Below are 309 nucleotides of genomic sequence, written 5' to 3'. Positions count from 1 at the left end.
TTGATGATATTAGTGAGAAATTATTAGGTGGATATATTTTAGTACGCTTAAAAAGCAATTCGAATCCCGATCAAAATGCTTTAATTCGTGCCGAAAGTACTGTTTTAGGAACACGATTATATAACGATACAGAAAATGAGTATAGCGTAATTGGACCTAAAATCGGTTTCGTTGAAAACCTTGATACAAATATTCACTTATTGCGCCGAAATATTGTAACGGAGCAACTCATTTTCAAAGAAGATATCGTTGGATCTATGTCAAAAACGAAAGTAGCAGTTGCTTATATTGAAGGGGTTACAAATTAAC

The 309-nt window shown here is 33.0% G+C and carries 1 pseudogene; it reads left to right on the top strand.

Annotated elements, in window-relative coordinates:
* A pseudogene (locus tag ACSG5Z_RS30340) lies at positions 1–305 on the top strand (spore germination protein); the annotation flags it as partial.
* Between the last annotated feature and the right edge of the window lie 4 nt (positions 306–309).

Source organism: Bacillus pretiosus (assembly GCF_051294775.1).
GTDB lineage: Bacteria > Bacillota > Bacilli > Bacillales > Bacillaceae_G > Bacillus_A > Bacillus_A wiedmannii.
This window is presented reverse-complemented; position numbering and strand designations above follow the sequence as displayed.